Genomic DNA, 8,669 nt, shown 5'->3' with positions numbered 1-8,669 from the left:
AGATTACTCCGATTAGTGCCAATTCTTGTTAGCTTAAAGGAATGTTAATTAATGCGGAACATCTGCTGCAATACCAACGGTGTAAGCGGCGACCTTTTTTAGATATTTACGGTGATAAAAAGCAGCGAGATCCAGCCAATGACTTGCTGCAAAAACTGCACGCAGACAAAATCGCTCATCAACAGAGTATTTTGACACCCTTGAGTTATCACCAACCTGATTATCCTTATGGAGACTGGGAAAGTGGGGCAAAAGCGACTTTAGAATTGATGCAGCAGGGTGTAGATTGCATTTATAAAGGAGTGTTGTTAATTACTTATGGTGAAGAATACACTTTGCTTTCGCGTCCTGATTTACTCTTCAAACAGCTAGGACAGTCTTGTTTTGGGGATTGGATGTACGTGCCGACGACTATCGAGCTAGGTAAGCGTCCCAAACAAGAATATCAAGTTTCGGCAGCATTTCACGCTCAGGTGTTAGGGACGGTGCAAGGTGTTGAACCTGAGGCGGCTTGGTTGATATTGCGTACTAAAATGACGAGTTATGAGGTGGAGTTGTCTAAATGGACACCGCAAATGCTCTCAATTTTGGAAGAGTTTATTCAAACTTTAGAATCATCAGCACCACCAGAGGTGTTTATTGCCCGCCAGAAGTGTAATCTTTGTCACTGGTACAGTAGTTGTTATGCGATCGCTCAAGAGGAAAAACACCTCTCACTATTACCAGGAGTCACACCCCTCCGCTACACTCAACTCCAAGCACTTTCGATCACAACAGTAGAATCTCTAGCGAAAACTCTTCCCAGCAAACTAGAAAATTTGGTTGGGTTTGACAGCGAAGTAGCGCTGAAGTTGGTAGTGCAAGCTGAATCAGTAGTCAAAAATCGTCCGTTTCTCTTACCTTACGCGATACCAGCAGAAGATATCACATTTACAGCGCCCATCGAGATTTACTTTGATATTGAAGCACAACCAGACTTGAATTTAGATTATCTCTTAGGAGTTTTGGTCGTTGATAGACAAGCCAAAACCGAAAAATTTTATTCATTCCTGGCAGAAAAAGCAGAGGAGGAAGAATTAATTTGGCAGCAATTTTTGAACTTAGTTTGGCAATATCCAGAAGCCCCGATTTATCATTTCTGCGTTTACGAATTTGATACAATTAAACGACTGGCAAGACTTTACCGCACTCCGCAGCGAGATGTAGCACCTGTATTGAATCGATTTGTGGATATATATGAAGAATTGATACAAAGTGTTACATTGCCGATAGAAAGCTATGCATTGAAAGCGATCGCCAAATGGTTAGGATTTGAATGGCGGGATTTTGAGGCAAGTGGTGCCAAGTGTATTTACTGGTACGATCGGTGGTTAGAAACAGGCGATCGCACCTTACTAGAAATTATCCAACGCTACAACGAAGACGACTGTCGCGCTACTCATAATGTTAAAGACTGGCTAGCTAAATTTTTTCAAAATGAATATTATCTTCGTCAACATAAAATTATTTCTAATTAAGCGCTAATTTAATTGTTAAATAGCCAAGATGAACTGCGGGTTTTATCCGCTTAAAACCCTTACCAAAAGCCAAGAACGAAAATACCGTTCATCATGAGCAAAAAGCTTTATTATATTTCATTATACTTACTTACGTTAATAAGAGATATTCGTTATAGCATTTACTAGTCTGCGGAGGTACAAATTTATCTGCGTCCATCGGCATTTATCTGTCTTCCGAAGCAGTTAATTCAATATTATGTACCTCATGAATGTGGGAATTGCTATATGAGTTATTTATGATATCCTATTTGTGTCTTTACCCTTTTGACAATAGCTTATTATGCAGCTACTTAAAAAAGTCTTGACATTGCAACAGTTTATTTACCTTTTTATTCCAATTTTCGTCATCAGCATCTTATTTTGTTTCTATAACTTACCCATCAGCGCAGTCGAAATAACCGACATAGACTTTATCGGACAAGCTACTTTACCAAATAATGCAACTTTCCAAAAAACGGCAATCGGGGGATTATCAGGAATTACATACGATCCCAAAAAAAACCTTTATTACGCCATATCCGATGACCGTGGTAAAAAAGCTCCCGCACGATTTTACACCCTAAAAATAGACCTGAGCAAAGGTAAATTGGCAAATGGCGACGTTGTTCCCGTGGGTGTTACCACATTGTTAAATGAAAATGATCAGAAGTTTCCTCCTGGTGAAACAGACACAGAAGGTATTGCTTTAACTAGTAAAGATACTGTATTTATTTCTTCTGAAGGCGATGTTAGCCAATTAATCAATCCTTTTATTAAAGAATTTTTATTGTCTTCTGGCAAAGAAATTACAACATTAGCAATACCTGAAAAGTTTTTACCAGATAAAAATGGTAAGCAAGGTATTCGTAACAACTTAGGGTTTGAAAGCCTCACCATCACACCCAACGAGAAGAAACTATTTACAGCCAGCGAAAACGCATTAATTCAAGATGGTTCAGAAGCTAAACCAAATACTAGTAGTCCTTGCCGTATTTTGCAATATAATCTGCTCACCAAACAACTAGAAAAAGAATTTATTTATCAGACTGAACCAGTTGCACCGCTTTTGGATATTTCTAAACATTTTGCTAGCGGTTTACCTGATTTACTTGCTATTGATAATCGAGGTGACTTCCTTAGTTTAGAGCGGACTTTTACAGGCTTAGGGTTTTATATTGCTTTATTTCAAGTTTCTTTAGAACAAGCCGATGACATTCACAATATCGGCAGTATAAAGCAAGCTGATATCAAAAGCATTAAACCAGTTCAGAAAAAATTACTATTAGATTTAAGAAAATTAGACGTGTTGCTAGACAACATCGAAGGCTTAACTTTTGGTTCAAAACTACCTGATGGACAGCCCTCATTAATTCTTATCAGCGACAACAATTTTAATTCTCTGCAACGCACTCAAATACTAGCCTTTAGACTCAGAATGGAATCAAGGCTTATCAGGTTACTACGCCGTTTAGTGCCGCCTAACTTCAAGCGCTAACTGCTGCGTCGTATTACTAGGATACCTAATCTTCAATTGATTTTAACAGTGTATTTACTGTGATTTTTAGGCAATTTAATTAACCTTGATTGACGTTTACGTATAATTTCTCATCCGCATTGCTGAACAAATATGCTACACAATGTTTAAAAGCTTTTACATAGAGGTTTACCGTGGTTTTATCAAAAATTCATCTTTATTTGTGCTATTGTTCATCTCATCTAATTGACTCAATAAAATACTTTATCTTTTTAGAAGATAAAATTAGTATTAAATAGAAACGATGTTTGATTAATTAATTTATTTATTGTTAAAAAATAGTTTTATGGTGGCAAATAAAATTAGTAGCATGGTAACGCAAAAAAAAGAATTAGATGTTTATATAGGAAAATTTTTAAACAATCGATATTTAGTTATAGATTTAATTGGCAAAGGTGGTATGGGTAAAGTTTACCTAGCAGAAGACACTGCAAAAAATGGGATGCCAGTTGCAGTGAAAATTCTTTCGTTAAGTCTAGTAAATCAGCAAATGTTCCAGCGCTTTGTTAGAGAAATTTTTATTGGAGCTCAATTAGGTCGCAAAAGTAAACATATTGTCAGGGTGTTGAGCTACGGAATTACCGAAGAACAAATTCCCTTCTGTGTAATGGAATATCTTCCGGGTAAAAATTTAAAAACCTTTTTAAAAAACCAAACATTAACGCTACCGCAATTTTTAGATTTTTGTCATCAAATTTGTTTAGGATTAGAGTGTGCTCATCAAGGGATCAGCCTCAAAGCAGAGATTTATCCGGTTGTTCACCGAGATATTAAACCAGAAAACATATTCATCGTTGAAGATGTCAAAGTAGGAGCAATAATAAAAATTCTTGATTTTGGTATTGCCAAGTTTTTAACAGAGCGTGCTGGGATGACACTTACAGATTCATTTATTGGGAGTTTACCTTACTGTTCTCCAGAACATATAGAAGGACGTAAACTGCTAGATATGCGTTCTGATATTTACAGTTTAGGAGTTTTGATGTTTGAGATGCTAACAGGAAAGCATCCATTTTACACAACAAGCCAATCTTTTGGCACTTGGTATCAGGCTCATCGCTTTCAAGTACCACCAACCTTTGAGGAAGTGAATCCTCAAGTAAAAATTCCTCATAAATTAGAACAATTGATAATAAGTTGTTTAGCTAAAGATCCTAGCGATCGCCCACAAAATATCAGCCAAATTTTAACAACCTTAGAAAAAGTAAAAACACAGCTTAATAATAAAACTTCCAATAGTAGCAACAGCTTAACTAGCGCATCTTCCGTGCAATTAGTTCCTGTTACTTCAATATCAGAAAAAGAGTGTTTACACCAAGTTTGGCCTAAAAATAAACCAATTGCTCTAATTGGTTTTCCACATTTATTGCACACGACTCAAGGAACCATACCAACTTTTTGGGCAATGTTACCCAAAAAAGAAATTAGTAAATTTTTAGATAAAATCAATGGCACTGATTTTATATCTAAAATAAATATCTATCCAATGATATTGTGGACAACAGTTTTATATAATGCCAATCTGCCTTTAACACGGTGGTTGTCTTATTTCTTGGATATGAAAGATAGTAAAGGACAAAAAATAGTGCATATATTAGCAGAGACTGGCTACTATCATCTACTATTTTTCGCTTTTGAAGAACCAACTAAGTGCGCTCATGTCAAGACTTTAACTCTCAATTGCCACCAGCGTCAGCAACTTACAGATTGGTTAGAGCTTAGTCAAAATTCCCCTGAAGTTATTAATTCTAATCAAGCCAAAGTTATTCTCAAAACAGAGTACGAAAAGATTAAACCAGAAATTTTACGAAAGTTAGCACAAAAGAAAAAGAACAGCAACTTAAATGGAAAACATTGGCTTTTGAAAGTTTTTTCTAATTTATTATTAATTTTTAAATCCAGATAAATATAGCAAAATTGACTTATCTAATATTTTTATACTTGCGAGAAATTAGAGGTTTTAAAAGTGAATACAAGTGCATTTGCTTGTCCAAATAAGACTGAATTGCTTGCCAATCGTTATCAAATAAAGCAGCTAATTGGTAAGGGAGGTATGGGTGAAGTATTTTTAGCTTCAGATATATTGTTAGGGGGAATACCAGTTGCTATCAAGTTCCTTTCTCAAAGGGTTTCAAATCCTCGGATGCAAGAGGACTTTGCCCGCGAAGCTCGTACTTGTGCAATTTTAAGTCAAAAAAGCATACATATAGTCCGGGCACATGATTATGGCGTGAGTGAAGAAGGCAAACCATTCTACGTTATGGAGTATCTGTGCGGCAAGAGTTTAAAAGATTTAATTCCTATATCTTTGGCGATGTTTATTACTCTTGGACGGCAGATTTGTTTGGGCTTACAATGTGCTCATGAAGGAATTAACATTGACGAAGAAATTTATCAGTTAGTTCATAGAGATATTAAACCAGCCAATATATTAGTCATACCCGATCCGATATTAGGTCAGCTAGCAAAAATTTTAGACTTCGGAATTGCTAAATTTTTCAAATCCTCAGCAACAGCCAGCACAAATACAGGATTTCATGGCACTTTGCCCTACTGTTCCCCAGAACAATTAGAAGGAGAAAAATTAGATAATCGCTCTGATATTTATAGTCTTGGTGTAACAATGTATGAAATGCTTACAGGTAAAAAACCTTGGCAACCAGAAACCGACTTATTTGGTGCCTGGTATAAAGCACATCACTTTGAAGCCCCAAAAGCGATCGCCGATATTAATCCCAACCTCAAACTGCCCAAAGAGCTTGATGATTTAATCATGGCTTGTCTTGCGAAAACACCTTCTTCGCGTCCCCAAAATATTACCCAAGTCCTAAACATCTTAGAAGAACTAGATCAGTCCACTTGTCTGAGCTTGCCTGCCACTTTAATCAAAGCAGACTACACCGCTAGCATTACTTCCTTATCTCCACAGTCCCCTCAACGTCGGGAACCTCCGCACGGAAAAAGCAACTCCTTATCTCCCGCACTTTCCCCCTCTCCCCCTCTCCCCCTCCTCCCGTTAGGTTGTGGCTTACCTTTAGTAGTACAAAAAGCCTGTTGGAAACTATTTTGGCCTCAAGACAAACCAATTCACCAAATTGTTTTTCCTCAACTTCTCAACGTTGAACAAGGATTCACAGCACTACTGTTGATGATGTCTAAACAAGAGATAAACAACCACGCTTTTTGTACTCGTTACAACCAATTTATCTTTGTCACATCTCCCCATCCCATGCTGCTGTGGCTGACTGTACTTTATAACAAAGGACTCGAACCCAAGTGGCTCCCCTGCTACCTGGATATGCAAAATCCCCAAAATCAGAGATTAGTGTTTTCACTAGCGGAAAATGAACGCTATCCTCTGATTTTATTTACTTTAGAAGCACCCCATTCCTGTGCCAATGTCATTAGTAGTCGCATTGATCCAACTCAGCGGCAAATGTTGAAAACCTGGGTAGAACACAGTCAAAGCTTACCCCCGTCATCTCTGCCCCAATTGAGTAAAAATCTTTTAAAACAAGAGTATAAAAAAATGCAATCTCATATATTGCGGCATCTGACATTAACGCCACACATAGGATAAAGGGGACAAGGGGGACTGCGTGATCAAGGGGGACAAGGGGGACAAGGGGACTGGTTGCTAACCACTAACAAATAACTAATTTCCAAAAAAGCTTGACAAACAAACATACAATGGGCATAATTGGAAAAGTGCAATGTTATGGGACTGTAGTTCAATTGGTTAGAGCACCGCCCTGTCACGGCGGAAGTTGCGGGTTCGAGCCCCGTCAGTCCCGTTAAATAAATAAGTTTGGATTGAATCCAAAATCTAAGCTACATTAATCATGTTTTAGCGAAGAGAGAATCTGCTGTGACTGTCAGAGTGCGTATTGCTCCGAGTCCAACTGGGAATTTACATATTGGTACGGCGAGAACCGCTGTATTTAACTGGTTATTTGCCCGTCACCAAGGCGGCAAATTTATTTTGAGAATTGAAGATACAGATATCGAGCGATCGCGTCCCGAATATACTGAAAATATTCTAGAGGGATTGCGCTGGTTAGGACTAACTTGGGATGAAGGACCATTTTTTCAATCCCAACGCCTTGATATTTACAAACAAGCAGTAAAAAACCTGCTAGATAAACAGTTAGCTTATCGCTGCTACACCACCTCCGAAGAACTAGAGGCTTTGCGAGAAGGTCAAAAAGCCAGAAACGAGGCTCCCCGCTACGACAACCGTCATCGCAACCTCACCCCTTCTCAACAAGCAGCTTTTGAGGCAGAAGGGCGTAGCTTTGTGATTCGCTTCAAAATTGAAGATGACCGGGAAATTGTTTGGAATGACCTGGTAAGGGGAAACATGAGTTGGCAAGGCAGCGATTTGGGCGGTGATATGGTTATCGCTCGTGCCGCAGAAGATGGAATTGGTCAGCCACTGTACAATTTTGCGGTTGTAGTTGATGACATGGATATGCAAATCAGCCACGTTATCAGAGGAGAAGACCACATTGCCAACACCGCCAAACAAATTCTGCTTTATGAAGCCTTTGGCGCAAAAGTTCCTTTGTTTGCCCATACACCCCTGATTTTAAACGTCGATGGGCGCAAGCTTTCCAAACGGGACGGTGTTACTTCCATCTTTGACTTCAAGCAAATGGGTTTCACCCCCGAAGGTTTAGTCAATTACATGACCTTATTGGGTTGGTCGGCTCCAGACTCAACCCAGGAAATATTTACCTTAGAAACAGCAGCCAAAGAGTTTGGGTTTGAGCGTGTAAATAAAGCAGGCGCAAAGTTTGATTGGGACAAGCTGGATTGGTTGAACAGTCAGTATATCCACGGAATGCAAGTCGATAAACTCATAGATTTACTTATACCCTTTTGGGAAGCGGCTGGCTATAAGTTTGATGGTGGAAGAGATCGCTCCTGGTTAGAGCAGCTAGTAACTTTAATTAGCCAGAGTTTGACTCGTTTGGTAGATGCAGTAGCTCAAAGCCAACTGTTTTTTAGCAACACAGTTGAATTTAGCGAAGAAGGCAGTACACAACTCAAGCAAGAAGGTTCTACTGCTGTCCTTGAGGCGATTGTCACAGCTTTAGAAAATCAGCCGCAACTCTCAGAAGCCAGCGCCCAGGATATTATTAAACAAGTGGTGAAAGAGCAAAAAGTCAAAAAAGGCTTAGTGATGCGATCGCTCCGAGCAGCCTTAACAGGAGATATTCATGGCCCCGACTTAATCCAATCTTGGTTACTACTAAATCAGATTGGTTTAGATCTGCCGCGCTTGAGTAGGGCTATAACGGAAGTTAATTAGCCATTACTTCCAGATTTTAGTAGGGGCGCACAAACGTGCGCCTTTATCCATAAGGTAGAGATATTTTTTATAACTCTGATACTGCGGTGAAAGATGGAGTGTTGTAATTGTGCCAACAGTACATATATAAATGGCTAATTAAAGCTGTGTCATCTAAAACTAAGTAGGTGGACATAATTAAATATAAAATAAAATATGAGTTCGTAGTGAGCGATTTATCGCTCTGGAAAAGCATTTTAAGGACTAAAGTCCTTACTACGATCTGAAGTTTAATTTAGTTCTC

At 38.6% G+C, this 8,669-nt stretch carries 5 protein-coding genes and 1 tRNA gene; all 6 read left to right on the top strand.

Annotated elements, in window-relative coordinates:
* The first annotated feature begins 41 nt into the window (after positions 1-41).
* The 6 genes from OGM63_RS21690 to gltX all read left to right on the top strand — a co-directional run bounded on the left by OGM63_RS21690 (position 42) and on the right by gltX (position 8,386).
* Positions 42-1,517: a TM0106 family RecB-like putative nuclease gene (locus OGM63_RS21690; RefSeq protein WP_263747734.1), complete on the top strand. Its 1,476-nt coding sequence runs from the start codon at positions 42-44 to the stop codon at positions 1,515-1,517.
* 322 nt (positions 1,518-1,839) lie between these two features.
* Positions 1,840-3,033 (top strand): esterase-like activity of phytase family protein, encoded by a 1,194-nt coding sequence (locus tag OGM63_RS21685; protein ID WP_263747733.1) that lies wholly within the window; start codon positions 1,840-1,842, stop codon positions 3,031-3,033.
* A gap of 325 nt (positions 3,034-3,358) precedes the next feature.
* Complete coding sequence (locus tag OGM63_RS21680; RefSeq protein ID WP_263747732.1) at positions 3,359-4,978, top strand: serine/threonine protein kinase; 1,620 nt, start codon at positions 3,359-3,361, stop codon at positions 4,976-4,978.
* 60 nt (positions 4,979-5,038) lie between these two features.
* Positions 5,039-6,652: a serine/threonine protein kinase gene (locus OGM63_RS21675; protein ID WP_263747731.1), complete on the top strand. Its 1,614-nt coding sequence runs from the start codon at positions 5,039-5,041 to the stop codon at positions 6,650-6,652.
* A gap of 140 nt (positions 6,653-6,792) precedes the next feature.
* Positions 6,793-6,866 (top strand) — tRNA-Asp (locus OGM63_RS21670).
* Between the two features lie 74 nt (positions 6,867-6,940).
* Positions 6,941-8,386, top strand: coding sequence for a glutamate--tRNA ligase (gene gltX / locus OGM63_RS21665; protein WP_263747730.1), 1,446 nt, complete (start codon positions 6,941-6,943; stop codon positions 8,384-8,386).
* Positions 8,387-8,669 lie beyond the last annotated feature (283 nt).

The organism is Plectonema radiosum NIES-515 (genome assembly GCF_025753815.1).
GTDB lineage: Bacteria > Cyanobacteriota > Cyanobacteriia > Cyanobacteriales > Nostocaceae > Hassallia > Hassallia radiosum_A.
This window is presented reverse-complemented; position numbering and strand designations above follow the sequence as displayed.